This window comes from Microbispora sp. CA-135349, assembly GCF_050947365.1.
Taxonomy (GTDB): Bacteria; Actinomycetota; Actinomycetes; order Streptosporangiales; family Streptosporangiaceae; genus Microbispora.
Genome location: NZ_CP192001.1, coordinates 3,271,900 through 3,298,409 on the forward strand (window position 1 = coordinate 3,271,900; position 26,510 = coordinate 3,298,409).

Here is a 26,510-nt window from a genome sequence, read left to right on the forward strand (position 1 = left end):
CAAGCGAGCCGACGAGCGAGCGGGAAACACCGAGCGAACCGATGGCGAAGCGGGAGACACCGAGCGAGCCGGAGGGGCGCGCCGCCGGTCTGGACTGAGGAGCGAGGAACGAGCGACGAGGGAAGCATTTACTGCGCGCCTCCGGCGCGACCCCGGCGGAAGTGAGCGCCCCGACGAGCGAGCGGGCAACACAGCCTGGCGGGGGGTGGCCGCCGAGGACAGGGACGACATCTCCGAGCGTGTCTCCCTGCTGCTGCGCACCCGGTCGCGCCGTCTGCTCGGCGACCTGCTGCGCCCGCACCGCGGTGCGATCGCCGTGCTCACGGCGGTCATCGTGGTGTCCAACGCGGCCGGGCTGGCCCTGCCGTACCTGGTGAAGGCGGGCATCGACGACGGCATCCCGCCCATGCTGCGCGGGCAGGGCACGGGCACGTTGCTCGCGATCGTCGGCGCGGTGCTGGCCGCCGCGCTCACGCAGGCGCTCACCAGGCAGGCGTTCCTGCAGATGTCAGGCCGGATCGGGCAGGACATCCTGCTGGAGCTGCGCCGCCGGGTCTTCGACCATTTCCAGCGCCTGTCGCTGTCGTTCCACGAGAAGTACACCTCCGGGCGGGTCATCTCCCGGCTGACCTCCGACGTCGACGCCATCGCGGAACTGCTCGACTCGGGTTTCGACGGCCTGGTGACGGCCGTGCTCACGCTGTGCGGCACCGCGGTCATGCTGCTCGTGCTCGACGTGCGCCTCGGCCTGGTGGCGCTGCTGCCGCTGCCGGTCCTGCTGCTGTTCACCCGGTGGTTCCGCCGCCAGTCGAGCGTCGTCTACCGCCGTACGCGGGAGGCGGTCGCGCTGGTCATCGTCCACTTCGTGGAGTCGATGACCGGGATCCGCGCGGTGCAGGCGTTCCGCAGGGAGCCGCGCAACCAGGAGATCTTCGAACGGCTCAACGCGGACTACCGCGCCGCCAACGTGCGCGGCTCGCGCCTGGTGGCCGTGTTCATGCCCGGGATCAAGCTGATCGGCAACGTCACCGTCGCCGCGGTCCTGCTGTACGGCGGCCTGCTCGCGCTGCACGGCACGGTCACGGTCGGCGTGCTCGCGGCGTTCCTGCTCTATCTGCGCCAGTTCTACGAGCCGATGCAGGAGATCAGCCAGTTCTACAACACCCTGCAGTCGGCGGGGGCGGCGCTGGAGAAGCTGTCGGGTGTGCTGGAGGAACGGCCCTCGGTGGCCGAGCCCCGCCGTCCGGCGCCGTTGCCGCGTGCCGCAGGGGAGTTGCGCTTCGAGGCCGTCCGGTTCGCCTACTCCGACGGCCCGCCGGTGCTGCCGCTGCTCGACCTGGAGATCCCCGCCGGGCAGACCGTGGCCGTCGTCGGCACCACGGGCGCGGGCAAGACCACGCTGGCCAAGCTCATCGCCCGGTTCCACGATCCGGTCGCCGGGCGGGTGCTGCTCGACGGCGTGGACCTGCGCGACCTGGACGAGGACACCCTGCGCCGCCACGTGGTGATGGTCACCCAGGAGAACTACCTGTTCAGCGGGACGATCGCGGACAACGTGCGGTTCGGCCGGCCCGGGGCCACGATGCCGCAGATCACGGAGGCCGCCGAGGCCATCGGCGCGCACATGTTCGTCTCCGCGCTTCCCGACGGGTACGAGACGCAGGTCGGCAAGCGCGGCGGCCGCATGTCGGCGGGGCAGCGGCAGCTCGTGGCGTTCGCCCGGGCCTTCCTCGCCGACCCGGCCGTGCTGATCCTCGACGAGGCCACCTCGAGTCTCGACGTGCCGAGCGAGCGCCTCGTGCAGCGGGCGCTGCGGACGATCCTCGCCGACCGCACCGCGCTGATCATCGCGCACCGCCTGTCCACCGTGGAGATCGCCGACCGGGTGCTCGTGATGGAGCACGGCCGGATAGTGGAGGACGGCCCACCGGATCGGCTGATCGCCGGCGCCGGCCGCTTCGCCCGCCTCCACCGCGCCTGGCTCGACAGCCTCGCCTGATCCCCTCCCACCCCGCGTGATCGTGCACACATCCCCGCGCGGGCCGTACACGCATGCCGGACGTCGTTCGTGGTCTCGCGATCGCCGGACTACTCCCGGCGTCTTAGCCCGGCCGGTCGCGGGTGATCCCTGTGAGGTAGCGGCAGATGACTCCGTGAGCGGGACGACGCCGGTCTCCCGCGGGGCGACGATTGCCGGTCATGAGAACCCGAGTGACGTCCGGCTTCCACGCCTTCCTGACGCGCCCGCCGTACGAACCGGCCTTCGGCCGGGAGGACCCGGTCACGATCGTGGGCCGCTACCGCACCCACAGCCTCGAATACCGCATCGACGGCAGCGTCGATGCGATCACCCGGGCGGTGGAGTCGTGAACCTCACTCTCGTCGGCTCGACCGGCCGCACCGGCCGCCACGTCCTGGCCGGGGCGCTGCGGCGCGGCCACCGGGTCACCGCCTTCACCCGCGACGCCGCGGCCCTGGAGGCGCGGCCGCACGTCGTGGTCGAAGGCGACGGCCGCGACCCGGAGAAGATGCGCACGGCGGTGGCGGGCGCCGACGCGGTGATCTCCATCATCAACGGCGGCGACAGTCGCGACCCGCACCGCGCGGCGCAGGCCACCCGCACCATCATGCGGGCCATGACCGAGACGGGGGTCAGGCGGCTGATCGTCACCACCCCCTACCCGATCGTCGCCCGCAGGCCGTTCCCGCTCATGTGGCTGCTGCGCCGCCTGCTGGCCGTCCCCTATGCCGACGCCCGCGACCTGGAACAGGCCGTCCGGGCGAGCGACCTGGACTGGACCATCGTCCGGCTGACCCGGCTCACCGACCGGCCCGCCGCCGGGGCGGTCGTGATCCACCGCGAGCTGCCGGCCAAGCCGCGTGCCCTGACCCGGGCGGACGTGGCGAACACCCTGCTGGACATCGCGCAGGAGGGTCACCTGAGCGGCGTGGCCGTGAACGTCCACGGGCGCTGAGCCGACTACGAGATCATGCCGGAGGTGGAGGGAGGAGGCGCTCCATGGCGGGACGCAGGGGCGGGCCGATCTCCACCGGGCGGCGGGTGCGCCGGTCCACGAAGACGTGGGTGAAGACGCCTTCGGCGACCAGCGTGTCCCCGGCGAACAGGCCGAGCTCGTAGCGCACGCTGGACCTGCCGAGGTGACCGATCCGCAGGCCCACGCCGATCACCTGCGGGAAGGACACCGAGGCCCGGTAGGAGCAGCGTGACTCCACGCACAGCCCGATGGCCGGGCCCTCGTGGATGTCCAGCCCGGCCTCCTCGATCAGCCAGGTGTTGATCACGGTGTCCATCAGCGAGTAGTGCACGACGTTGTTGACGTGCCCGTAGACGTCGTTGTCCTGCCAGCGGGTGGGCACGTCCCGCCAGTGCGGATACGCTGCTCGGTCCTTCACAGGCCCAGGTCCGTGGAGGCCGGAGCCATGCCTCCGGCGGCGGGTTCCCCGGTCCGGTGGTCCTCGCCGTAGACGGTACGTCGCATCGATTCTCCAGACGATTGTTCGGTACCGGGATAGTAGCGAGCACCCACCCCGGCGCGGGCGCGGGCCTGTCCGTGTCAGCCCACCGGCACCGGGTAGTCCTTCGCCAGCTCGGAGACCTCCGCCTCCCTGGAGACCACCGCGCCGCCGAGCGCCGCCTTGTCGGGCTTGAGCACGTACGACGACCGGGAGGCGGGCTTGTCGAAGAACGTGAAGTCCATCGGCGTGCCGAAGTCGCCGCCGAAGTTCGACTGCGAGCGGTGCGCGGTCAGAACGCCCTCCCGGGTGAGGTCCTTGGCCTCGCACGCCTTCTTCATCGCCTCGTCCACGATCATCGCCGCGCTCCAGCCGGTGGGCACGCCGCTGTCGAGCGTCTCGCCTGGATACTTCGCCCGGTAGTCGGCCACCAGCTTCCGCATCGCCGGGTTCTGCGCGCTGACCGGCGTCCCGGCCGACACGTAGGAGAAGTCCTTCAGCAGGGCCGGCCCGGCCGGCGTCGCGAGAAGCTGCGGCGAGTACGCCGAGTTGCTGCCGACGAAGGGCACGTCCATGCCCTTGGCCAGGGACACGCCGACCAGAGAGGCCGTCTGCCGGGGGCCCACCGAGACGAGCACGGCCTTCACCCCGGCCGCCTTGAACGCCGCCACCTGCGCGCTCATGTCCTGGTCGGTCGCCTTGATCTTCTGTTCGACGACCTCCAGGCCGAGCTTGCCCGCGGCGTACGTCGAGCCGTTCAGCGAGCTCTCGCCGTAGTCGCCCTCGAAGTACAGATGCCCGATCTTGTCGCCGGACTTGATCCCCTTCTCCTTCGTCAGGAACTCGACGGCGTTGATCATGTCGACGTCGTACGTCGTGCCGGTCACCTGGATGGCCCGGCTGCCGAGCAGCGTGGTCGCCCACGCCATCGGGATCGTGAGCAGCTTGTCGCCGTCGATGCGCTGCTTCAGCGCGGTGATCATCGGGGATCCGATGAACTGCACGATGGCCGCCGACTTGGGCGCGACCTCGGTGTAGGCGGCCACCGCCTTCTGCGTGTCATAGCCGTGGTCACGCACGACCAGCTCGTACTTGCGGCCGCAGACGCCACCGGCGGCGTTGACCTGGTCGAAGTACAGCTGCTGCGCCTGCGTCTGGCTCTTGCCGAACGACGCGTACGGGCCGGTGAGGTCGGTGAGCGCGCTCACGGTGATCGTGGTGGCCGTGACGCCGGGGCCGGTCGTGATCCCGTCACCGCCGGCCGCAGCCCCGGCGCCTCCGCCACCGCCCGTGGCCTTGCCGCTGGCGCAGCCCGCGGCCGAGGCCGCGACGGCCAGGGACAGCAGGGCTATCGCCGCGACGCCGGCGCGGGTGCCGATTTCGCCCATCTGAGCTCCTTGAGTCGAACGCGGCCGAGCCGCGTGGCGAGCCCGGCCAGACCACCGGGCAGGAACAGCACCACCGCGACGACGGCGGCGCCGTAGAGGATCCGCGCGGCCTCGGCGGGGGAGACCCCGCCGGAACCCGGCTCGGCCACCAGCGGCAGGGCGTCGCTGTAGCGCGTGAGCAGCTGGGGGAGCAGGGAGACGAACGCGGCCCCGGCGACCGCCCCGGCGACCGATCCCAGGCCGCCGATCACGATCATCGCGAGGTAGTCGAGCGACAGCAGCACGCCGAAGTAGTCCGGCACGACCTGCTGGAAGACCAGGGCGACCAGCACCCCGGCGAGCCCGCCGTACATGGACGACAGGACGAACACGCCCGCGCGGTACCGGGCGACGGGGACGCCCATGACCCCCGCGGCGATCTCGTGGTCCCTGATCGTGTTCATCGCCAGGCCGGGACGGCCGCGCAGCACGCCCCTGGCGAACGCCGCCGCCCCCGCGAGCAGCACGATCCCGAGGAACCACAGCCGTTCGAGCGAACCGAACGGCACGTTCAGCACCACCAGCTCCGGAGTGTCGGCGAAGACGAGACCGAAAAGCTCCATCGGCGGCACCGGCCGTCCGTTGAAGCCGCCGGTCACCGGCTCGGCGTTGAACAGGATGTGCTGGCCGGCGAAGATCAGGCCGAGCGTGGCGATGCCGAGGTACGCGCCCCTGAGGCGGCCCGCGATCGGGCTGAACAGGCCACCGGCCACCCCCGCGACGGCCACCGCCGCCACGGCCGCGAGCGGCGTCGGCAGCCCCGCGTCCGACGACAGGGAGACGTAGGAGTACGCCCCGACCGCGAGGAAGAAGGCATGTCCCAGGGACAGCTGCCCGGTCGCCCCGGTCAGCAGGGTGATCCCGATCGCGCCGATCGCCGCCGACATCGCGAACAGCCCCGCCTGCAGCCAGAACCCCTCCAGGTAGAAGGGCACCGCGACGGCCACCGCGAGCGCCGCCGCCCACAGCGCGGTCCGCAGGGGCCGGAACGCGCGCCGCCCGGACGTGGCGGGCGTGGGCACGGTGGGCGCGGTGGGCGCGGTGGGCGCGGTGGGCGCGGTGGGCGCGGTGGGCGCGGTGAACGCGGTGAGCGCGGGCGTGCCGGCTGTGCGGGTGTCCGGCGAGGGTGTCCCGGCGGGGGCCGTGCCGGGCGCGGGCGTGGGCTCAGACACGGGCCGGCTCCTTCGTGCCGAACAGCCCGGAGGGCCGCAGCAGCAAGATCACGATCATGACGAGGAACGGCGCCGCGTCGCCGATGCCGCGGCCCAGGAAGGCCAGCTCGCTCTGGTAGCCGTTCATCAGCGTCTCGGTGACGCCCACGATCAGCCCTCCGGCCAGCGCGCCCGTGGTCGAGTCGAGCCCGCCGAGGATGGCCGCGGGAAACGCCTTCATCGCCACCGCGGCCGTGCCCCTGTCGAGACCCGGCGTCGGGAAGACGCACAGGAACACCGCCGCGACCGCGGCCAGCGCCCCGGCGACGGCCCAGGCGCCGAGCGACACCCGGCCGAGCCGCACGCCCATCAGCGCGGCGGTCTCCGCGTCCTCGGCCGTGGCGCGCATCGCCACGCCCCAGCCGGTGAACCTGAAGGCGAGCAGGAACGCCACGATCAGCGCGGCGGCCACCACGAGGGCGACGACGCGGGTCTCGGCGACCGTGATCGGGCCAAGCCGCAGCACCCGGTCGCCCCAGGGGTCGCCCAGGGCGAGCACCTCGGTGCCGATCTGGCGGGTGAGCTCGGTCGTGAGCAGGATGTCCACGCCGATCGTGACGATGGCCGGCACGCCGCGCGAGCCGGCGCGTGCCCGGCGCAGGATCAGGAACTCCACCAGCGCGCCGACCAGCGCCGCCGCGGCGATCCCGGCGGCCAGCGCCGCTCAGAATCCGATCAGCGGGTGCAGCCGGGCGATCACGTAACCGCCGGCCAGCAGCAGCGACGCGTGGGTGAAGTTGACCACCTCGGTCGCCTTGTAGATCACCACGAAGCCGAGCGCGATCAGCGCGTACACGGCTCCGACCGAGATGCCGTTGACGAGCAGCTCCAGGAAGACCGCCATCACGCCTCCCCGCCGCTGTGGTCGTCGCCGAAGTCGCCCAGATAGGCGCGGATCACCTCGGGGTCGCGCTGGACCTCCTCGGGCGGCCCGTCCGCGATGCGCCTGCCGAAGTCGAGCACCGTCACGGCGTCGGCGATCCGCATGACCATGCCCATGTCGTGCTCGACCAGCAGGATCGAGATGCCGAGGCTGTCGCGCACCGACCGGATGAGGGCCGTCATCTCCCGCCGCTCGCCGCCGTTCATCCCCGCGACCGGCTCGTCCAGCAGCAACAGCCGCGGCTCCATGCACAGCGCCCGGGCCAGCTCCACCCGCTTCTGCGTGCCGTACGGCAACAGCCCCACCGGGGCGGACAGCACGTCGCCGACGCCGGTGAACTCCGCGATCTCCGCCACGCGCGCGCCGTGCCTTAGGGCCTCACGCCTGGCCGAGGGCAGCCGCAGGCCGGCCGACACGAGACCGGCCCGGGTCAGGCGGTGCCGGCCGAGCATGAGGTTGTCGCGGACCGTCAGCCGCGGGGACAGGGCGATGTTCTGGAACGTCCGGGCCACGCCCAGCGCCGCCACCCGGTGCGGGCGCAGCGAGGTCAGTTCGGCGCCGCCCAGGCGCACGCTGCCGGAGGCGGCGCGGTAGACGCCCGACAGCACGTTGAAGCAGGTCGACTTGCCCGCGCCGTTCGGGCCGATCAGCGCGTGCACGGCGCCGGGGGCCACGGTGAAGCTGACCGCGTCGAGTGCGATGAGCCCGGCGAACCGGACCGTGACCTCGCTGACCACGAGTTCCACCGGCCCGTCGCCGTCGACCGTACCGACCGGTTGGTTTCTCTGGAGCACGCGAAGGCGCCGCGTGAGCTGCGCGGGCGGTTCGCCGAGGCGGTGCGTCATGCCGTCCATCTCGTCAGCCCGTTTCTCTCTCGCCTCGCCCGCGCAGGGTCGGTACCGACCGGTCGGTCTGTCTCGGGCACGCCAACGCCCAGGTAGCGGCGGCGCACCTCGTCGCCGGCCGCCAGGTCCGCCGCCGGCCCCGACAGCGCCACCTCGCCCACCTCCAGCACGTACGCCCGCCCGGCCAGGGCGAGAGCCATCGCCGCGTTCTGCTCCACCAGCAGCACCGACGTGCCCTGGGCGTTGATCTGCCGCACGGTCTCGGCGATCCGGGCCGCCATCAGCGGCGCGAGCCCGAGCGTCGGCTCGTCCAGGAGCAGCAGCGAGGGCCCGGCCATGAGCGCCCGGCCGATGGCCAGCATCTGCTGCTCACCGCCCGACAGAAGGCCCGCCCGCTGATGGGCGCGCTCGGCCAGCACCGGGAAGAGGCCGAGCACCCGCTCACGGGCCGCCGCCGCCCGCCTGCCCGGCACGCCCAGCGCACCGGCGCGCAGGTTCTCCGCGACCGTCATCCGGGCGAACACCCGCCGTCCCTCCGGCACCTGGACCACGCCGCGCCGGACGACGGCCGCCGCCGGCACGCCGTCGAGCCGGAGTCCGCCGAAGGCGACCGTCCCCGACGTGATCGAGCCCCGGTGGAACCGCAGCGTCCCCGACACGGCACGCAGCAGCGTCGTCTTGCCCGCGCCGTTCGCGCCGAGCACCGCCGCCACCGAACCGCGGGGCACGGCCAGGTGGACGCCCCGCAGGGCGCGCACGGGGCCGTACCGCACCTCCAGGCCTCTGATCTCGAGGCCGCCGGTCTCCGGGTTCGCAGTCTCCGGGTTCGCAGTCTCCGGGCTCCCGATCTCCGGGCCGCCGGTCCCCGGGTCCGCCTCACCGAACATCCGCGCCTCCTGTGACTTCGATGAAGGCACACCCAACCCACCGTGGTCGAGGGCCGTCCAGCACCGGGAGGCAAGTCGGGACGCCGGCCCACGCCCGTCGCCCGCGCGTTGTGCTCCAGCACAGTCCCGCATCACGAAACGAAAACCGAACCTTGTTCCGGACGCGGCCGGCTGGCACATTCGGGACATGAGGTCCAGGACGGACTCCGAGGTGCGCGAAATGCTGCGGGCCTCCGCCGCGGGCCTGCTGGAACGGCTCCCCGAGCTCGCCGACGAGCTGGTGAAGCGCGGCAGGGAAAGCGACGAGGCCTACCGCATGACGGTCCCCTACGAGGACCACTGGAAGAGCACCCACGAGGGGCTGCGTGTCGGCATCACCGCGATCCTGCAGCCCCGGCACGAGCGGCGTGACGTCGCCTACGCCCAGACGGTCGGGCGCAGGCGGGCCGAGTTCGGGCTCCCGCTGGACTCGCTCATGCGCAGTTACCGGCTGGCGGCGCAGGTGACCTGGGACGGCTTCATCGGCATCATCGGCGACCAGGGCCCCGAACGGCTGCCCGCCCTGCTGCGCAGCGCCACCCACGTGTGGCATGCCATCGACCGCCAGGCCGTGGCGGCGGCCGACGCCTACCGCCGCCGGGAGAACGAGCTGCTCGGCCGGACGAACCAGCGGGTGGACGCCATGCTCGACGCCCTCCTGGAGGGCCGCGCCGATCCCGCGGTGGCCGGCGTGGCGGCCGGCGCCCTCGGCCTGCCCGAGCACGGACGCTATGCGGTCGTCGCGACACGGCTGCCCGCCCAGCCCGACCGGGTGCACCGGCCCGACGAGATCGGCGGGCTGCGCTTCCTCTGGCGCATGCGCCCCGACCTGGAGGTGGCGGTCGTGTATCTCGGCGACCGGGAGCTGGACGACCTGGTCGCCGCCATCGCTCCGGTCGTATGCGCGAGCGCCGGCGTCAGCCCGGTGGTGGAGAGCCTCGCCGACCTGGGCACGGCCCGCCGCCTGGCGGAGGTGGCCATGCGCACATGCTCGGGCACCGGGCCGGAGATCGCACGGCTCGACCGGCGGCTGCCCGCCGCCCTGGTGGTCTGCCAGCCGGAGCTGGCCGGGCACCTCGCCGGCGGCGTCCTCGGCCCGATCACCGCCTCACCCGACGGCGGCGTGCTGCTGGCGACGCTGGAGGCGTGGCTGCGCTGCGAGGGGTCCGCGGCCCGGGCGGCGGCCGAGCTCTACTGCCACCGCAACACCGTCTTCAATCGGGTCCGCCGCATCGAGCAGCTCACCGGCCGGTCGCTGGCCCGTCCCCTGGACGTCGTCGAGCTCTCCCTCGCCCTCGACGCCGTCCGACTCCTCCCCGGCGGCTGATTTCGCGCATTCAGAGTGACTGAGTGGTAACAACACGTATCCTTTGCCCACTGTGGCTCTCTTGGCGTTCCGGAGACGGTCTGCATCGAGGCGCGCGACCAGTGGCATGACAGACGAGATCGCGCGTTGGTGGATGCGCTGCGAGGGGCCGGACGAGTCGAGCGGAGCCTCTGCTCTGGCTTGCCGACGTGCTCGTGGGCAGTGTCGTGTGGTGGCTTGGAGGCGAGGGTGAGAGCTTCGACATCATCCGGCCTAAGATCGAGTTCTTGTAGCCGCTTGCCGCTGGGTCTGACCCGAAATCGCGAAGGCCGGGCGCCCGATTCCATCGGGAGGTCCCGGCCTCACTTCCGCGGCCCCAGCGGAGCCCGGCGATCACAGTGTGTCACCGGTGCCGACTCGAGCACAACCAGGGCGCATCAGAGAGGCTGCATGACCACGGTCGCGCTGGCCGCCGGCCGCTCCTGCCGATCACACGTGGTGCACGTGCCCCGAGTGGGATTCGAACCCACACTGAATGGATTTTGAGGCCATCGACTCTGCCGATTGGTCTATCGGGGCTATTTCTGGATTTGTCCAGCTCTGGCAACGGCTACCCCTCAGCCATCGATCTGTTACGGAGATCGCTTAGGGCATCCCCTGCCGTGGTCCTAATGTAGCGGACGTCGGTAACCTCTTGTGCGTGAGTACGCAGAGGCGAGTGGTGATCGCGGAAGACGAGGCGCTGATCCGCCTCGACCTGAAGGAGATGCTCGAAGAGGACGGCTACGCCGTGGTCGGCGAGGCCGGCGACGGCGAGACAGCGGTCAAGCTCGCCATGGAGCTCCGCCCCGACCTGGTGATCCTGGACGTGAAGATGCCCGTGCTCGACGGGATCTCCGCGGCCGAGCGCATCGTCTCCGAACGGATCGCGCCGTGCCTCATCCTCACCGCGTTCTCGCAGCGCGACCTGGTCGAGCGGGCCAGGGACGCGGGTGCGATGGCCTACCTGGTGAAGCCGTTCACGAAGGGCGACCTCGTTCCGGCGATCGAGATGGCGGTCAGCCGGCACGAGGAGATCGCCGCGCTGGAGAAGGAGGTCTCCACCCTCTCGGAGCGGCTGGAGACCAGGAAGCTCGTGGAGCGGGCGAAGGGCCTGCTCATGGCCCAGCACGGGTGGACGGAGCCGCAGGCCTTCCGGTGGATCCAGAAGGCGTCGATGGACCGGCGGATGAGCATGCGCCAGGTGGCGCAGATCGTGGTGAACGAGAGCGGAGGCGAGGCCCAGCCGCCCGCGTGAGCGGGTGCGCGCCCGGAAGGCTCCTGGTAGGGGCCCGCGGGCCACGGTTGAGGAGTTATTACGACTCCGCATCCAAGTGCGGACAGTTCTGATGCATCCCTGGTCGGGCCGTGGCTGGCCTATGTACCTTTCAGCCATTCGATCGGGTACCAGTCGGCAGCGCTGCCGATTCCCGGGCCTGGATGAAGGAGATGCTTCATGATCCGCATTGCCCCCCTTGGGCGGGCGCTGGCCGTCGCCGCGGCCGCCAGCCTCGCGCTGACGGCCTGTGGCGGCGGCGAGGACAGCGCCGCGCCGGCGTCCTCGGCACCGGCGGCCCAGTCCTCCGCGCCCGCCGCCACCACCGCCCAGGGTGACGGCGTTCTCACCCTAGGCGCGCTGTTGCCGCAGACGGGCGACCTGGCTTTCCTCGGCCCGCCGGAGTTCGCCGGAATCAAGCTGGCCATCAAGGAGATCAACGACGCCGGAGGTGTTCTGGGCAAGCCGGTGACCGAGATCGACACGGACTCGGGCGACACGAAGACGGACATTGCCTCCCAGTCTGTTGACAAGCTGCTGCAGCAGAAGGCGGACGCCATCATCGGGGCCGCCTCGTCCGGTGTGTCGAAGACGGTGATCGACAAGATCACCAATGCCGGCGTCGTGCAGTTCTCGCCGGCCAACACCTCGCCGGAGTTCACCACCTACAACGACAAGGGCCTGTACTTCCGCACCGCTCCCTCGGACGTGCTGCAGGGCCGCGTGCTGGGTGACCTGATCATTCAGGACGGCAGTGACAGCGTCGCCATCCTCAACCGGCAGGACTCGTACGGCACGGGGCTGGCCGACGAGGTGGAGAAGTCGGTCACCAGCGGTGGTGGCGAGGTCGTGGCGAAGACGGCGTACGACCCGGCGGCCGCCGACTTCTCCGCGGACGTCTCCAAGATCAAGGCCGCCAAGCCGAAGGCCATCGCGCTCATCGCGTTCAACGAGACCACGAAGATCATCCCCGAGCTGAAGAAGCAGGGCCTGGGCCCGGACAAGGTGAAGATCTACTTCGTCGACGGCAACACGGCCGACTACGCCGACGACTTCCCGAAGGGCACCTTGAAGGGCATCAAGGGGACCATCCCCGGCGCGGCCGCCCCGGACGACTTCCGCAAGAAGATCCTCGAGGTCGACCCGGAGCTGAAGGACTTCACCTACGGGCCGGAGGCCTACGACGCGACGAATCTGCTCGCGCTGGCCGCCGAGGCCGCACAGGACGACTCGGGCAAGGGCATCGCGTCCAAGCTGGTGGAGGTCAGCAAGGGCGGCGAGAAGTGCAAGGACTTCAAGTCCTGCGTCGAGCTGCTGAAGGCCGGCAAGGACATCGACTACGACGGCATCAGCGGGCCGGTCGAGTTCAGCGACGCCGGTGACCCGACCGAGGCGACGATCGGCGTCTACCAGTACGGCGACGACAACAAGTACAAGAACGTGGGCTACCAGTCCGGCAAGATCAGCTGACGAGAGTCCGGGAAGCGGCAGATGGAGGGCCCTGGCGTTCGGCCGGGGCCCTCGGCATGGCCGCGGCCTGGTCGCCGCCGTGGGGTCCGCCGTCGCGTTTCAGGAGGCGGGACATCCCTTCTTCACGGCGGCGGCCGCGGTTCTGTACTCCTTGAGCGCGCCGACCTGCTGGTCGAATGGGGTGGCCGCCGGCGAGAGCCGATCCGTCGTCGCCACCAGGATCGGTTCATAGGGAAGCAGTTCGCGCGGCAGGCGCGGGCCGTACTCGAGCACGACACCGTGCACGTAGGCGAGCCTGCCGCGCACCCCCTCACCGAACTTCTGCGTGTCCTCTTCGCCCGCCGGCACCAGCAGGGGCTCGGCGTATCCGATCGCGGAGACGATCCGGGCGCAGGGGTCGTCGCCGAAATCCGCGCCCACGAGGAAATGCGCGGACGAGGACGGCGAAGGCGCCGGAGGAAGGGCGGGGGAACCGCACGCGGCGAGAGCGAGGAGGGCCAGCGCCGCTCCCACGGGAAAGGCCAGGGGACGCCTGTTCATGGATCCATGGAAGCATCCTCGTCGCGCGCGGGGGTCTCTTCGAAACCTCGCCGCGGACGGGGAGGCGCATCGACACGGCCGATTCCGCCGCGAAGGAGGTCCACGCGGCCTCTGACCTCGGTAATGCTCACACCTGGGCCACACACTGGTCACCAATCAGTGACAAACCATAGGTAATAGGACGTTGGGAACTAAGCTCCGACGAAAGTGGGCGGCACGATCCCGCCTCCTACCTCGGGACACGAACCCGACAAGATCATTTGAGGGAGCACCATTGCGCAGAGCCGTGATTGCGTTCACGGCCTTCCTGGGCGGTCTCGTCATCCTGCTCACTTCTTCCGCGGCGTGGGCGGACGGCGAGGGCTTGCGGGGCACGCTCCAGAGCCAGGGCCAGCCAGTGCAGGGCGTGAAGATCACCGCGGTGACGGAGGCCGACGCGCCGGTAGGCGATGCGGCGACCGACGCCGAGGGGAAGTGGGAGATCCCCGTTCCCAAGGCGGGCACGTACAAGGTGACGCTGGACCAGTCGACCCTTCCCGCGGGTGTCGCGCTGAAGTTCAAGGACCGCACCTCGCTCACCCTGCAGGTGTTCGAGGGCAACAAGCGCAACGTCCTGTTCCCCCTGGTGCCGGCCGGCGCCGCGCAGGGGGGCGCCGACCAGGGAGGCACGGCCACCGCCGACGACGAGAGCACCTTCTGGGACGAGTTCGCCCAGCTGGCGTTCGAAGGGCTCAATCTCGGCCTGGTGATCGCCCTGGGAGCCCTGGGCATTTCGCTGATCTTCGGGACGACCGGACTCACGAACTTCGCGCACGGTGAGCTGCTGACCGTGGGCGCCTTCATCGCCTACGTCTTCAACACGACGCTCGGCCTGCACCTGCTCCTCGCCGCGCCGCTGGCGGTGATCGTGGCCGGGATCTTCGGGTACGGGCAGGAACGCTTCTTCTGGGGCCCGTTGCGCCGGCGGAAGAGCGGGCTGATCGCCATGATGATCATCTCCATCGGTGTGGCGATCTTCCTGCGTTATCTGCTCCTGTTCCTGTTCGGCGGGGAGAACGTGCCCTACCGGCAGTACGTCGCCCAGGACGGCATCCAGATCGGGCCCATCTCCACCACCCCCAAGAGCCTGGTGGCCATGGGTGCCGAGATCCTCGTCCTGATCCTGGTGGGGTCGGCCCTGCTGTTCACGCGACTGGGCAAGGCGACCCGCGCGGTCTCCGACAATCCCGCGCTCGCCGCCTCCTCCGGCATCAACGTGGACCGCATCGTCAGAATCGTCTGGGCGATGGGCGCCGCGGTCGCGGGCCTCGCGGGAGTGCTGCTCGGGACCACGCAGATCCTCAACTACCAGATGGGGCAGCAGGTGCTGCTGCTGATGTTCGCGGGCGTCACCCTCGGCGGACTCGGCACCGCCTTCGGGGCCCTGGTCGGCTCCCTCGTGGTGGGGCTCTTCGTCCAGGTCTCGACGCTGTGGATTCCGCCGGAGTTGAAGACGGTGGGAGCGCTTGCCGTGCTCATCATCGTTCTTCTCGTCCGGCCGCAAGGCATCCTCGGGCGCCGCGAGCGGATCGGGTAGGAAGGCACCCTCATGGACTGGAACCTCATCTTCACGCGGGCGATAGAGGCGGGGATCGGCACCGAAGCGGTGATCTACGCGCTCGCGGCGATCGGCCTGAACATTCATTTCGGGTACACGGGCCTGCTGAACTTCGGGCAGGCCGGCTTCCTCGCGGTGGGCGCGTACGGCCTGGCCACCACGATCGCGACGTTCGGCCTGCCTTTCTGGGTGGGCATCGCCACCGGCATCGCCGGCGCCGTCGTGTTCGCCCTTCTCCTCGGCATTCCCACCCTGCGGCTGAGAGCGGACTACCTGGCGATCGTCACCATCGCCGCCGCGGAGATCGTGCGCCTGGTCGTGCGATCCGTCGCACTCCGGGACACCTTCGGGGGCACGGACGGCCTTGAGGCGTTCTCCGACGACTTCTACGCCATGAACCCCTACTCGCCGGGCGAGTACGGCATCGGGCCCATCGGGTTCGACCATCGCACCATGTGGGTGCTCACGGTCGGCTGGGTGCTCGTCGCCCTGGCGTGCGTCCTGGTGTACCTCGTGATGAACAGCCCCTGGGGCCGGGTGCTCAAGGCGATCCGCGAAGACGAGGACGCGGTGCGGAGCCTGGGCAAGAACGTGTTCGCCTACAAGATGCAGGCGCTCGTCTTCGGCGGTGTCGTCGGCGCGCTGGGCGGCTTCCTTTTCGCGCTGAGCCGGGCCGCCACCCAGCCCGACCTGTTCAGCACCGAGATCACGTTCTTCGCGTACACCGTCCTCATCCTCGGAGGCGCGGCGCGGGTGCTCGGGCCCGTGGTGGGCGCGGCGATCTTCTGGCTGCTGCTGATCCTGGTGAAGACCGGCATGGAGGAGGCCGTCAACAACCACGTGATCACGTTCATCAGCGTGAACCAGGTGGGCTCCATCAACTACATGCTCGTCGGTGTCGGCCTGATACTCCTGCTGATCTACCGGCCCCAGGGCATCTTCGGCGACAAGAGGGAGATCGCGCTCGATGCACGCTGAAGCCGTCACCACCAGGAAGGCGGCCGCGCTGGCCGTCTTCGAAGGCCTGCCCACCGAGCCCGGGGTCCCCAAGCCCGACCCGATCCTGGTCATCGACAAGGTCGTACGCAGGTTCGGCGGCCTCACGGCGGTCGACGTCGAGCACCTGGAGATCCAGCGAGGGTCGATCACCGCGCTGATCGGCCCGAACGGCGCGGGAAAGACGACGTTCTTCAACCAGCTCACCGGGTTCGACACCGCCGACGAGGGGTCGTGGACCTTCAACGGCAAGCAGTTGAAGGGCATGCCCGCCCACCGCGTCGCGCGGCAGGGCATGGTGCGTACGTTCCAGCTCACCAAGGCCCTGTCCCGGCTGACCGTGATGGAGAACATGCGCCTCGGGGCGCAGGGCCAGCGTGGGGAGAACTTCTTCCGCGCGCTGATCCCGGGCATCTGGCGCCGCCAGGAGAACGAGATCACCGAACGCGCGGAAGAGCTCCTCACGCGCTTCAAGCTCGCCGCGAAGCGCGAGGACTTCGCCGGGTCCCTGTCCGGCGGCCAGCGCAAGCTCCTGGAGATGGCCCGCGCGCTGATGGTCGGCCCCGAACTGGTCATGCTCGACGAGCCCATGGCGGGCGTGAACCCCGCCCTCACCCAGTCGCTGCTCGGTCACGTCAAGGACCTGCGTGAGGAGGGCATGACGGTGCTGTTCGTCGAGCACGACATGGACATGGTCCGCGACATCAGCGACTGGGTCGTCGTGATGGCCCAGGGTTCGGTGATCGCCGAGGGCCCGCCGGACACCATCATGTCGGACCCCAGGGTGGTCGACGCCTACCTGGGCGCCCACCACGACGCGCCGTTGTCTGCGGAGGAGGCCGAGGAGCAGTTGCAGGAGGCCGAGGCCGAGCTGGAGTCGGAGATCGAGGAGAAGGCATGACCGCCCCCGAGTCAGACCGCGACCCCGCGCTCGACGTCCCCGTCGGCGAGGAGCGGCCCGAGACCGCCGGCGAGGCCGAGTCGCGGGCGGCCGTCACCGACCGCTCCGACCACCTGGCCGGCGCCCAGGATGCGCTCCTGCGCGCCGACGAGCTGTACGCCGGTTACATCCCCGGCGTCAACATTCTCAACGGCGCGGACCTGTACGTGAAGAAGGGCGAGCTGATCGGCATCATCGGCCCCAACGGCGCCGGCAAGTCGACCCTGCTCAAGACCTTGTTCGGGCTCGTGCCCGTGCGCAGCGGCACGGTAACCCTGAACGGCGAGGACATCACGAACCTCAAGGCCCATTCCCTTGTGTCCCGCGGGGTCGGCTACGTCCCGCAGACGAACAACGTCTTCCCCAGCCTCAGCATCGAGGAGAACCTCGAGATGGGCGCCTTCCAGGTGCCCGGCAAGTTCAAGGAACGGTTCGAGTTCGTCTGCGAGATCTTCCCCGCCCTCAGGGAGCGCCGCAAGCAGCGCGCCGGCTCACTGTCGGGAGGTGAGCGGCAGATGGTCGCCATGGGCCGTGCGCTCATGACCGAGCCGTCGGTCCTCCTCCTGGACGAGCCGTCCGCGGGTCTTTCGCCCAAACTGCAGGACCTGGTCTTCATCCAGGCCCAGCAGATCAACAAGGCGGGCGTGACCGTCATCATGGTCGAGCAGAACGCCCGGCGGTGCCTGCAGATCTGCCACCGGGGCTACGTGCTCGACCAGGGGCGCAACGCGTACATGGCGAGCGGGCGCGATCTCATCAACGATCCCAAGGTGATCGAGCTCTACCTGGGCACACTGGCGAGGGCCTGACGCGAGACGAGGAGCATCCGGGTGGGGGAGTGGCGGCGGTTTTCCCTGCTCGCCGCGGCGGTCGTCGCCGTGGTCACGGCAGCCGGCTGCGGCGACGGCGCCGAACCGCCGGCCGAGCCCCCGCCCGGCGTCAGCGTCAGCCTGCAGCAGAACCGCTCGGACGTCCCGGTGCACAAGATGCAGGTGGCCGTACGCAACGACACCGCCACTCCGGTGTACTTCAAGGACGTGCGACTGCTCACGGACTCCTTCCGGGAGACGCCGCCCCAGCCGGTGGACACGGTCCTGGGAAGGACTCCGCGTACGGACTTTCCCATCTCCTACGGGGCCGCCCGTTGTGCGTCCACGCGCATCCCCGACGTCGAACCGGCGACCGTGGTGGCGCACGTGTCGGTCGGGAAGGGCCCGCTGCACGAGGTCAGGTGGCGCGTTCCTCATCCCGACCCGCTGCTGCGGCAACTGGTGAACACCGAGTGCGGGGAGTTCCTGCTGAAGCAGTCGATCGACGTGACCTTCGGCGCCGGCTGGACCCGGTCCGGGCGGGAGCTGCGAGGAGCGCTGCGGGTGGGCCTCAAAACGGGCGCCGGGCCGGTGACCATCCAGGACATCGCCGGCACGACCCACTACGACCTGCGGCCGGCGTCGGGAGAACGGAAGCCGGTGGCCGTCCTCACCGGCACGCGTGACCTGCCCGTCGTCGTGACGCCGAGCCGGTGTGACCGGCACGCCATGGGCGAGGCCAAGCAGGCCTTCCTGTTCTCCCTGTGGGCGTCCGCGGCCGGGACGCAGACCTATCGGCTGATCGTCGTGCCGGACCAGCCGACCCAGCGGCTCTTCGAGTCCTACATCACCGAGGTCTGCGCCGAGCCCCGCTGATCGGGCCGTTGCCCGCCCGGCCTCACACGCCGGCCGCGGGACCGGCCTGACGGGCACGAATGGCGGTGAGCCCGTGGGAGCCTTTGGGACCGTACACAGCTTCCCCGGCTCCGCACGTTGTCTACTCGGTCATCCCACGGGCTCTGGAGCCACAACGGTAGCGACCCGAGCGACTCCCGTGCAAAGAGAGTCGCAAGGCGTTCCGTTATGGGGCCCAATGCGTCGTAAGGGGGGTTTCGTGGTGCTTGCCCGGCCGGCTCGCGAGACCGCGGTCCGCGCGCCGGCAGGCCTCAGCGGGCGTCCCTGAGCATGCAGGTCAGGCGGGCCGTGCAGACCGCGCCGCCCTCGTCGTCGGTGATCTCGATGGCGTACGTCGCGAGCGTGCGCCCGCCGTGCACCCGGGTCGCGACGGCGGTGACGTACCCCGAGGTGGCGGAGCGGTGGTGGGTGGCGTTGATCTCGATGCCGACGGCGATCCTGCCCGCGCCGGCGTGCAGGGCGGCGCCGGTCGAGCCGAGCGTCTCGGCCAGCACGCAGGAGGCGCCGCCGTGCAGCAGGCCGTACGGCTGGGTGTTGCCCCCGACGGGCATGCGGCCGACGACCCGCTCCGCGCTCGCCTCCAGGATCTCGATGCCCATCCGCCGGTGCAGGTGGTCCCCGGGCGCGTTCATGAACGCCACGAACTCCTCGGGATTCGTCAAGGTCAAGGGGACGCCTCCTGTGGGAAGAGCACGGGTTTTCTGTCGTACAGGGAGACTAGGCTGCGGGTGTGCCGAAGAGTGAAGCGACCCCCACCCGTCCGTGTCTGCTGCTCCTGGACGGGCATTCTCTTGCTTATCGCGCGTTCTACGCGTTGAAGGACGCGAACCTTATGACCACCGACGGTCAGCACACCGAGGCCGTTTACGGCTTCACCTCCATGCTGGCCAACATCCTGCGCGACGAGCAGCCGAGCCACGTCGCGGTCTGCTTCGACCGGAGCGAGCCCACCTTCAGGCACGAGGCGTACGACGGCTACAAGGCCAACCGGGCGGAGACCCCCGAGGACTTCCGCGGCCAGATGCAGCTCATCTTCGAGCTGCTCGACGCGCTGCGGATCCCCCACCTGTCCGTGCCCGGCTTCGAGGCGGACGACCTGATCGCGACGCTGGCGACGCGGGCCTCCGGCGAGGACATGAGCGTGCTCATCGTGACCGGCGACCGCGACGCGCTCCAGCTCGTGGACGACAAGGTCACCGTGCTGATGACCAGGCGGGGCATCAGCGACATGACCCGCTTCACCCCCGAGGCCGTCAGGGAGAAGTACGGCCTCACCCCGGCGCAGTATCCGGACTTCGCGGCCCTGCGCGGCGACCCGAGCGACAACCTGCCGAGCATCCCGAGCGTGGGGGAGAAGACCGCCACCAAGTGGATCGTGGAGTACGGATCGCTGGACGAGCTGGTCCGGCGGGCCGACGAGGTCAAGGGCAAGGTCGGCGACAAGCTGCGCGAGCACCTCGGACAGGTGATCCACAACCGGATGCTGACCGAGCTGAAGCGCGACGCCCCGGTCGACGCGGAGGTGTCCGCGCTCACGATGGGCCTGTGGGACCGCGAGGAGGTCAACAAGCTCCTCGACGCGGTACAGATCCGCGGCGAGCTGCGCGAGCGCCTGTTCAAGGTCCTCGGCACCACCGAGCCGGAGGCCGGCGAGGGCTTCGAGCTCGAGGTGACGGTGCTGCAGCCGGGTCAGGTGGCCGGCTGGCTCGCCGCGCTCCCCGAGGGCCGCGCCGGACTGGCCTTCCAGGGCACGTCCGGCAGCGGCACCGGGCGGCTCGAGGGCATCGCGATCGCGGGACCGGACGGCGCCGCCCACCTCGACCCGACGCGTCTCACGGAGGAGGACGAGGCGGCGCTGAGCGCCTGGCTGGCCGACGAGAACAGGCCGAAGGCCGTGCACGACGCCAAGGGGTCGCTGCTGGCGCTGTGGGCGCACGGGCACGACCTGCGCGGCCTCACCTGCGACACGGCGCTCGCCGCGTATCTCGCGATGCCGGGGCAGCGGTCGTTCCCGCTCGACGACCTGGTCCTGCGCTACCTCCACCGCGAGCTGCGGGCCGAGTCCGCGCCCGGCGGGCAGACCTCGCTGTTCGACGACGCCGACGAGGGCGTGGCCCGGGATCTGGCCCTGCGGGCCCAGGCCGTGCGCGATCTGGCCGACGCGCTGGAGGCGCACCTGTCCAAGCGCGGCGGCACCCGGCTGGTGACCGAGGTGGAGCTTCCGCTGGTGCGGGTGCTGGCCGAGATGGAGCGGGCGGGTATCGCCGCCGACCGGCAGTATTTCGCGGCGCTGGAGGCCGAGTTCGGCGCGGCCGTCAAGCAGGCGGTCGAGGCCGCCCACCAGGCGGTGGGGGAGCAGTTCAACCTCGGCTCGCCCAAGCAGTTGCAGGAGATCCTGTTCGGCAAGCTCGGCCTGCCCAAGACCAAGAAGATCAAGACGGGCTACACGACCGACGCCGACGCGCTGGCCTGGCTCGCCCAGCAGACCGACAACGAGCTGCCGGTGATCCTGCTGCGCCACCGCGACCAGACCAAGTTGCGCACCACCGTCGAGGGCCTGATCAAGGAGATCGCCGACGACGGGCGGATCCACACCACCTTCAACCAGATCGTGGCGGCCACCGGGCGGCTGTCGAGCGAGAAGCCCAACCTGCAGAACATCCCCATCCGCACCGTCGAAGGCCGGCGCATCCGCAAGGGCTTCGTGGTGGGAGAGGGCTACGACACGCTGCTGACGGCCGACTACAGCCAGATCGAGCTGCGGATCATGGCGCACCTGTCCCGGGACGAGTCGCTGATCGCGGCCTTCGAGTCGGGCCACGACTTCCACCAGGCCACCGCGTCCCGCGTCTTCGACCTGCCGCCCGAGCAGGTGGACGCCGACCTGCGCGCCCGGATCAAGGCCATGAACTACGGCCTGGCCTACGGCCTGTCCGACTTCGGCCTGTCGGGGCAGCTCAACATCCCCGTCGCGGAGGCCAGGGCGCTCAAGGAGGAGTACTTCGAGGAGTTCGGCGGCGTCCGCGACTACCTGGAGTCGATCGTCGCCCAGGCCCGCACGGACGGCTACACCGAGACCATCCTCGGCCGCCGCCGCTACCTGCCCGACCTGATCAGCGACAACCGGCAGCGCCGGGAGATGGCCGAGCGGATGGCGCTCAACGCGCCCATCCAGGGCTCGGCCGCCGACATCATCAAGGTCGCGATGCTGAACGTGCAGAAGGCGATCGAGGGCATGCGCTCCCGCATGCTGCTCCAGGTCCACGACGAGCTGGTGTTCGAGGTCGCGCCGGGCGAGCTGGAGGAGCTGACCGAGGTCGTGCGCACGCAGATGGGCCGGGCCTACGACCTGAGCGTGCCGCTGGAGGTCAGCGTGGGCGTCGGCACCACCTGGGAGGACGCCGGCCACTGAGCGCGGCGCGGGCGTGCCCGGACCGGCCGCCGGGGCCGGCCGGGCGAGGGGTCAGGGGTGGCGCGTGGGGCGCGCTGGGCGCGCGGCGCGGTGGCCCCGCCCGGCCGCGGCCAGGCCCGCCTCCTCGATCTCCAGCAGGCTCGCCTCATGCCGCTCCGAGTCGTACGCCGCCCGTCCGCCGCGCAGCCCGAACAGGCGCTTGCTCAGCGCGATGTACAGCACGGCAGCGATGTTGATCAGGAGGACCGTGATCCGGAACGGGCTGACCTTCTCGGCGATCTCGTAGATCTCCACGGGGATGAACACCGAGGTGACGATCACCGAGAAGTACTCGCCCCACCGCTTCAACAGCCACAGGCCGATTCCCTCGGTCAGCAGCAGGGCCGCGAGGGCGAGCAGGGCGAGGAAGATCCAGGCGAGGGTAGTCGTCCGCGCCGCCAGCGCGGTGCGCAGCGTGTGCACCACGCCCGACTGGTCGAGGTTCCACCCGAGCTTGTGCGCCAGCGGCCTGATCAAGGGGAGGTCCTGGTCGAACGCCCGCCGTACGGCGTCGTGATGGGCCCGGAACCGCCACACGCCGTACGCACCCGCGACCAGGAGCACGACCTTGGCCCAGCGGAATACGGCGATCAGCCGTAGCACGGCCGCGTCCCGCAGCGCCCGGCCCCGCAGCACGACGGGCGCGTCGCCGGCCGGTCCGGCGCCGTGCGGCGGGCCCAGGGTGAAGTCGCCGCAGCGCAGACAGCGCCATGCCTCGCCCAGCGCGGTCTCGGCGCGCAGGCGGTCGCGCAGCGCCTCCTCGTCCGGGGCGTAGGTGACGTGCCCGTGCCGTCCGCAGGCACGAAGGCTCCAGTCCACAGGAAAATTGCAACACATGTGAATGCGGACACGCCGGGCAGTAAGGTCAAATGACTGTGCGCAATCTTGCCCGAATGACTGCAATCGCCAATGTCGTCGTTGTTGTGATCGGTCTTGTCGCGCTCGTGCTCCTGCCCCGGACGGGGGGAGACGGGCGCTCGCAGGTGCGGGCGCAGGCGCGGCCGCCGTCGCCCGAGCCCAGTGCGGCCCCGCCGAAGGCGACCGCCGAGTCGGCCAGGAAGGCCAAGGCGAACGAGGCCGGCCTGGTGCCCGTGATCATGTACCACCGCATCCTGCACAAGCGGGTGGCGTCCATCGACCGGACTCCCGGCCAGTTGCGCAAGGAACTGGAGCGCCTGGCCAGGAGCGGCTACGTGCCGATCACCGCGGCCGAACTGGTCGCCAGGAAGATCGACATTCCGGCCGGGACCCATCCCGTCGTCCTGACCTTCGACGACGGCCACCCCAGCCACTTCGCGATGGACGAGAACGGCATGCCGAAGAACGACACGGCCGTCGGCGTCATCTACGAGGTCGCGGCGAAATACCCGAACTTCCGCCCCACCGCGACCTTCTGGGTCAACCGCGACCCGTTCGGCCTTCGCGACCTGAAACGGCAGAAGCAGGCGGTGAAGTGGCTGCTCGACCACGGCTTCGAGGTGGCCAACCACACCTATTCCCATCCCGACCTGCGCCGGCTGTCGAACAACGGGGTCGGCGAGCAGATCGTCCGGCAGGAGCGGCTGCTGAAGAAGATCGGCGTGCCGGCCTCGACGACCTTCGCGCTGCCGTACGGGTCGCGGCCGAGGAAGCTCGGCAGGGCTCACGACGGCACGTGGGACGGCACCCGCTACCACTTCGACGCCGTCTTCCTGGCGGGCGCGCAGCCCGCGGTTTCGCCCTACGCGAAAAGTTTCCCGCGTTACGCGATCCCGAGAGTGCAGTCCAACGGAAAACACGGTGACTGCCGGCGCTGGTGCACGACCTACTGGCTCGACTGGCTCGACAAACACCCAGGAGAGCGTTATACGTCGGATGGGGATCCGGCCCGGGTGTCCGTGCCGCGCAAACTCCGGGCAACGCTTTCGCCGGCCCGGGCCAGGACCGTGATCACGTACTAGGCGCCCGTCCGGTTGCCTCGGATTGACCCGGCTCGCTCCGTCTCATATGCTGATCGCTGCGTTGTGGGCTCGCGCGCGTCACGGACGGATGCGGCTCGCGCTCGGTCATCTGGTGGCTACCAGGAAACAGATCATCCGGTGAACGAAAAATGGCCCGCCACGCTCCTGTCACAACGACATCTGTCCGGTTCGGAGCAATTCCACACATGACGAGCAGCACTGAGGCCACCTCGAGCACCCCGCAGGTAGCGGTCAACGACATCGGTTCCGAGGAGGCCTTCCTCGCCGCGATCGACGAGACCATCAAGTACTTCAACGACGGCGACATCGTTGAGGGCACCGTTGTCAAGGTCGATCGAGACGAGGTCTTGCTCGACATTGGCTACAAGACCGAGGGCGTCATCCCGTCCCGCGAGCTCTCCATCAAGCACGACGTCGACCCCGCTGAGGTCGTCGAGGTCGGAGAGCACGTCGAGGCCCTGGTTCTCCAGAAGGAGGACAAGGAAGGCCGCCTCATCCTGTCCAAGAAGCGCGCCCAGTACGAGCGCGCCTGGGGCACGATCGAGAAGATCAAGGACGAGGACGGCATCGTCACCGGCACGGTCATCGAGGTCGTCAAGGGCGGCCTGATCCTCGACATCGGCCTGCGCGGCTTCCTCCCCGCCTCCCTGGTGGAGATGCGCCGCGTGCGCGACCTGCAGCCGTACGTCGGCCGTGAGCTCGAGGCCAAGATCATCGAGCTGGACAAGAACCGCAACAACGTGGTCCTGTCCCGCCGCGCCTGGCTGGAGCAGACCCAGTCCGAGGTTCGCCAGACCTTCCTCAACACCCTGCAGAAGGGCCAGGTCCGCAAGGGCGTCGTGTCCTCGATCGTCAACTTCGGTGCGTTCGTGGACCTCGGCGGCGTCGACGGTCTGGTGCACGTGTCGGAGCTGTCCTGGAAGCACATCGACCACCCGTCCGAGGTCGTCGAGGTGGGCCAGGAGGTCACCGTCGAGGTTCTCGACGTCGACATGGAGCGCGAGCGGGTCTCGCTGTCGCTCAAGGCGACGCAGGAGGACCCCTGGCAGCAGTTCGCCCGCACCCACCAGATCGGCCAGGTCGTGCCGGGCCGCGTCACCAAGCTGGTGCCGTTCGGTGCGTTCGTCCGGGTCGAGGAGGGCATCGAGGGCCTGGTCCACATCTCCGAGCTGGCCGAGCGCCACGTGGAGATTCCGGAGCAGGTCGTGCAGGTCGGCGACGAGATCTTCGTGAAGATCATCGACATCGACCTGGACCGCCGCCGTATCTCGCTGTCCCTCAAGCAGGCCAACGAGGGCGTCGGCGCCGAGGTCGAGTTCGACCCGACGCTGTACGGCATGGCGGCGACCTACGACGACCAGGGCAACTACATCTACCCCGAGGGCTTCGACGCCGAGACCGGCGAGTGGCTCGAGGGCTTCGACAAGCAGCGTGAGGAGTGGGAGCGGCAGTACGCCGAGGCCCAGGCCCGCTTCGAGGCGCACCGCTCGCAGATCGAGAAGGCCCGCCAGGAGGAGGCGGCGGCCAGCGAGGCCGCTCCGTCGTCCTACACCGGCGAGACCAGCGCGCAGACGAGTGGTGGCGGCGGCGCCCTGGCCTCCGACGAGGCCCTCGCCGCCCTGCGCGAGAAGCTGGCGGGCGGCCAGAGCTGACCTCCGGTCTCCTGACCGGAGGTCGCGGCAGAGCCCTCCACAGCACCACGAAAGGCCCCGCTTCGGCGGGGCCTTTCCGCTGTCCGGGGTGGCGATAGGTGGCGAATGCGGCGGCGCGTGCCACCGGCCGGACGGCATGATGGGGCCATGATCGAAGGCGCCGGATCACCGCAAGAGCCGTCCGCGGACGAGGCGGCGTTCGAGCTGCTGGTCGAGCGGCATCGCGGGGAGATCTACACGCACTGCTACTGGGCCGGGAGAGCGTCGAGCTCGCCTTCGTCGCCACGCTGCAACACCTGCCGGGCACCCAGCGTGCGGTACTGATCCTGCGCGAGGTGCTCGGGTTCGCCGCGGCGGAGGCCGCCGAGATCCTCGGCACCACGCCCGCGTCGGTGAACAGCGCGCTGCAGCGCGCCCGGACGGTCGTACGGCAGCGCATGCCGGGCCGTACGCAGCAGGCCGAGCTGACCGCGGTGGGCCCGTCCGGACGCCGCGCGCTGGTGGACGCGTTCGTGGCGGCGTGGGAGCGGGCCGACGTGCCGGCGCTGCTCGACCTGCTGTCCGAGGACGCCTGCTTCACCATGCCGCCGCTGCCCGCCTGCTGGTCGCCGGGCTCGCCGACGAACTGCACCTCATGGTCGGCGCCGCCGTCCTCGGTGGGGGCACCGCGGCCTTCGCCGGGCCGGTCCCGCCGCTGCGGCTCCTGGAGACCCGTCGCAGGGACGGCTCGGAGAACGTGATCCTACGGTACGCGGTGACCGGCCGCGGCGAATGACGTCCCTGCGCCCGGCT

General features: G+C 70.3%; 26 protein-coding genes and 1 tRNA gene. 16 read left to right on the forward strand and 11 right to left on the reverse strand.

The features are described from left to right. The first annotated feature begins 205 nt into the window (after positions 1–205). From ACQPZZ_RS15305 to ACQPZZ_RS15315, 3 genes are all read left to right on the forward strand, one after another. Positions 206–1,999, forward strand: a complete 1,794-nt coding sequence (locus tag ACQPZZ_RS15305; RefSeq protein WP_432932599.1) for an ABC transporter ATP-binding protein — start codon at positions 206–208, stop codon at positions 1,997–1,999. Positions 2,000–2,199: 200 nt separating this feature from the next. Continuing rightward, positions 2,200–2,370, forward strand: coding sequence for a hypothetical protein (locus ACQPZZ_RS15310; RefSeq protein WP_432932601.1), 171 nt, complete (start codon positions 2,200–2,202; stop codon positions 2,368–2,370). After that, positions 2,367–2,975 (forward strand): NAD(P)-dependent oxidoreductase, encoded by a 609-nt coding sequence (locus tag ACQPZZ_RS15315; protein ID WP_363636623.1) that lies wholly within the window; start codon positions 2,367–2,369, stop codon positions 2,973–2,975. The genes ACQPZZ_RS15310 and ACQPZZ_RS15315 overlap by 4 nt, the downstream gene beginning before the upstream one ends. Positions 2,976–2,988: 13 nt before the next feature. Here ACQPZZ_RS15315 and ACQPZZ_RS15320 read toward each other — a convergent pair whose 3' ends face one another. The 7 genes from ACQPZZ_RS15320 to ACQPZZ_RS15350 form a co-directional block, all read right to left on the reverse strand. Then, positions 2,989–3,414 carry an acyl-CoA thioesterase gene (locus tag ACQPZZ_RS15320; RefSeq protein ID WP_363636621.1) on the reverse strand — a complete coding sequence of 142 codons (426 nt, stop codon included), beginning with the start codon at positions 3,412–3,414 and terminating at the stop codon, positions 2,989–2,991. A gap of 161 nt (positions 3,415–3,575) precedes the next feature. Continuing rightward, a complete protein-coding gene (locus ACQPZZ_RS15325; RefSeq protein WP_432932604.1) occupies positions 3,576–4,862 on the reverse strand; it encodes an ABC transporter substrate-binding protein in 1,287 nt (428 codons plus the stop codon). Next, positions 4,823–5,923 carry a branched-chain amino acid ABC transporter permease gene (locus ACQPZZ_RS15330; protein WP_432934401.1) on the reverse strand — a complete coding sequence of 367 codons (1,101 nt, stop codon included), beginning with the start codon at positions 5,921–5,923 and terminating at the stop codon, positions 4,823–4,825. Before ACQPZZ_RS15330 ends, ACQPZZ_RS15325 begins: the two co-directional genes overlap by 40 nt. Positions 5,924–6,065: 142 nt before the next feature. Further along, complete coding sequence (locus ACQPZZ_RS15335; RefSeq protein ID WP_432934403.1) at positions 6,066–6,770, reverse strand: ABC transporter permease subunit; 705 nt, start codon at positions 6,768–6,770, stop codon at positions 6,066–6,068. A 6-nt stretch (positions 6,771–6,776) separates the two neighbouring features. Continuing rightward, positions 6,777–6,956, reverse strand: coding sequence for a hypothetical protein (locus tag ACQPZZ_RS15340; protein ID WP_432932606.1), 180 nt, complete (start codon positions 6,954–6,956; stop codon positions 6,777–6,779). Beyond that, the gene (locus ACQPZZ_RS15345; protein ID WP_363636615.1) at positions 6,956–7,840 is read right to left on the reverse strand and encodes an ABC transporter ATP-binding protein; all 885 of its coding nucleotides are present in this window, start codon (positions 7,838–7,840) and stop codon (positions 6,956–6,958) included. Before ACQPZZ_RS15345 ends, ACQPZZ_RS15340 begins: the two co-directional genes overlap by 1 nt. Then, positions 7,837–8,727, reverse strand: a complete 891-nt coding sequence (locus ACQPZZ_RS15350) for an ABC transporter ATP-binding protein (protein WP_432932608.1) — start codon at positions 8,725–8,727, stop codon at positions 7,837–7,839. Before ACQPZZ_RS15350 ends, ACQPZZ_RS15345 begins: the two co-directional genes overlap by 4 nt. Before the next feature lie 187 nt (positions 8,728–8,914). Between ACQPZZ_RS15350 and ACQPZZ_RS15355 the strand changes: the two genes are divergently transcribed. Further along, complete coding sequence (locus ACQPZZ_RS15355; protein ID WP_432932610.1) at positions 8,915–10,093, forward strand: PucR family transcriptional regulator; 1,179 nt, start codon at positions 8,915–8,917, stop codon at positions 10,091–10,093. Positions 10,094–10,577: 484 nt separating this feature from the next. Here ACQPZZ_RS15355 and ACQPZZ_RS15360 read toward each other — a convergent pair. After that, positions 10,578–10,651: transfer RNA gene (locus ACQPZZ_RS15360), tRNA-Leu, on the reverse strand. Between the two features lie 121 nt (positions 10,652–10,772). Here ACQPZZ_RS15360 and ACQPZZ_RS15365 point away from each other — a divergent pair. Further along, a complete protein-coding gene (locus ACQPZZ_RS15365; protein ID WP_346227737.1) occupies positions 10,773–11,369 on the forward strand; it encodes an ANTAR domain-containing response regulator in 597 nt (198 codons plus the stop codon). 198 nt (positions 11,370–11,567) lie between these two features. Continuing rightward, positions 11,568–12,857, forward strand: a complete 1,290-nt coding sequence (locus ACQPZZ_RS15370) for an ABC transporter substrate-binding protein (protein WP_432932612.1) — start codon at positions 11,568–11,570, stop codon at positions 12,855–12,857. Positions 12,858–12,956: 99 nt separating this feature from the next. Here the strand turns inward: ACQPZZ_RS15370 and ACQPZZ_RS15375 are convergent, their stop codons facing one another. Next, complete coding sequence (locus ACQPZZ_RS15375) at positions 12,957–13,397, reverse strand: hypothetical protein (RefSeq protein ID WP_432932614.1); 441 nt, start codon at positions 13,395–13,397, stop codon at positions 12,957–12,959. Between the two features lie 274 nt (positions 13,398–13,671). On the opposite strand from ACQPZZ_RS15375, the gene ACQPZZ_RS15380 reads away from it, so the two are divergent. From ACQPZZ_RS15380 to ACQPZZ_RS15400, 5 genes are read left to right on the forward strand one after another with little or no spacing between them, the layout of a single operon-like run. After that, a complete protein-coding gene (locus ACQPZZ_RS15380) occupies positions 13,672–14,973 on the forward strand; it encodes an ABC transporter permease subunit (protein WP_432932616.1) in 1,302 nt (433 codons plus the stop codon). 12 nt (positions 14,974–14,985) lie between these two features. Further along, a complete protein-coding gene (locus ACQPZZ_RS15385; RefSeq protein WP_363636600.1) occupies positions 14,986–15,972 on the forward strand; it encodes a branched-chain amino acid ABC transporter permease in 987 nt (328 codons plus the stop codon). Beyond that, a complete protein-coding gene (locus ACQPZZ_RS15390; RefSeq protein ID WP_363636598.1) occupies positions 15,962–16,891 on the forward strand; it encodes an ABC transporter ATP-binding protein in 930 nt (309 codons plus the stop codon). The genes ACQPZZ_RS15385 and ACQPZZ_RS15390 overlap by 11 nt, the downstream gene beginning before the upstream one ends. Further along, on the forward strand, positions 16,888–17,739 hold the full coding sequence (locus tag ACQPZZ_RS15395) for an ABC transporter ATP-binding protein (protein ID WP_363636596.1): 852 nt from the start codon (positions 16,888–16,890) through the stop codon (positions 17,737–17,739). The genes ACQPZZ_RS15390 and ACQPZZ_RS15395 overlap by 4 nt, the downstream gene beginning before the upstream one ends. 21 nt (positions 17,740–17,760) lie before the next feature. Then, positions 17,761–18,615: a hypothetical protein gene (locus ACQPZZ_RS15400; RefSeq protein ID WP_363636594.1), complete on the forward strand. Its 855-nt coding sequence runs from the start codon at positions 17,761–17,763 to the stop codon at positions 18,613–18,615. A gap of 290 nt (positions 18,616–18,905) precedes the next feature. Here ACQPZZ_RS15400 and ACQPZZ_RS15405 read toward each other — a convergent pair whose 3' ends face one another. Then, complete coding sequence (locus tag ACQPZZ_RS15405; protein ID WP_363637246.1) at positions 18,906–19,286, reverse strand: PaaI family thioesterase; 381 nt, start codon at positions 19,284–19,286, stop codon at positions 18,906–18,908. A 98-nt stretch (positions 19,287–19,384) separates the two neighbouring features. Here ACQPZZ_RS15405 and polA point away from each other — a divergent pair, with 98 nt between their 5' ends. Continuing rightward, positions 19,385–22,066: a DNA polymerase I gene (gene polA / locus ACQPZZ_RS15410; protein ID WP_432932619.1), complete on the forward strand. Its 2,682-nt coding sequence runs from the start codon at positions 19,385–19,387 to the stop codon at positions 22,064–22,066. Between the two features lie 51 nt (positions 22,067–22,117). On the opposite strand, the gene ACQPZZ_RS15415 is transcribed toward polA, so the two are convergent. Next, positions 22,118–22,924: a DUF2127 domain-containing protein gene (locus ACQPZZ_RS15415; protein ID WP_432932621.1), complete on the reverse strand. Its 807-nt coding sequence runs from the start codon at positions 22,922–22,924 to the stop codon at positions 22,118–22,120. Between the two features lie 74 nt (positions 22,925–22,998). On the opposite strand from ACQPZZ_RS15415, the gene ACQPZZ_RS15420 reads away from it, so the two are divergent. The 4 genes from ACQPZZ_RS15420 to ACQPZZ_RS15435 all read left to right on the forward strand — a co-directional run bounded on the left by ACQPZZ_RS15420 (position 22,999) and on the right by ACQPZZ_RS15435 (position 26,458). Further along, positions 22,999–24,045 carry a polysaccharide deacetylase family protein gene (locus ACQPZZ_RS15420; protein ID WP_432932623.1) on the forward strand — a complete coding sequence of 349 codons (1,047 nt, stop codon included), beginning with the start codon at positions 22,999–23,001 and terminating at the stop codon, positions 24,043–24,045. A 206-nt stretch (positions 24,046–24,251) separates the two neighbouring features. Next, positions 24,252–25,718, forward strand: coding sequence for a 30S ribosomal protein S1 (rpsA, locus tag ACQPZZ_RS15425; protein WP_432932625.1), 1,467 nt, complete (start codon positions 24,252–24,254; stop codon positions 25,716–25,718). 147 nt (positions 25,719–25,865) lie between these two features. Continuing rightward, positions 25,866–26,042 carry a hypothetical protein gene (locus ACQPZZ_RS15430; protein ID WP_432932627.1) on the forward strand — a complete coding sequence of 59 codons (177 nt, stop codon included), beginning with the start codon at positions 25,866–25,868 and terminating at the stop codon, positions 26,040–26,042. Positions 26,043–26,044: 2 nt separating this feature from the next. After that, positions 26,045–26,458: a sigma factor-like helix-turn-helix DNA-binding protein gene (locus ACQPZZ_RS15435; protein ID WP_432934406.1), complete on the forward strand. Its 414-nt coding sequence runs from the start codon at positions 26,045–26,047 to the stop codon at positions 26,456–26,458. Positions 26,459–26,510 lie beyond the last annotated feature (52 nt).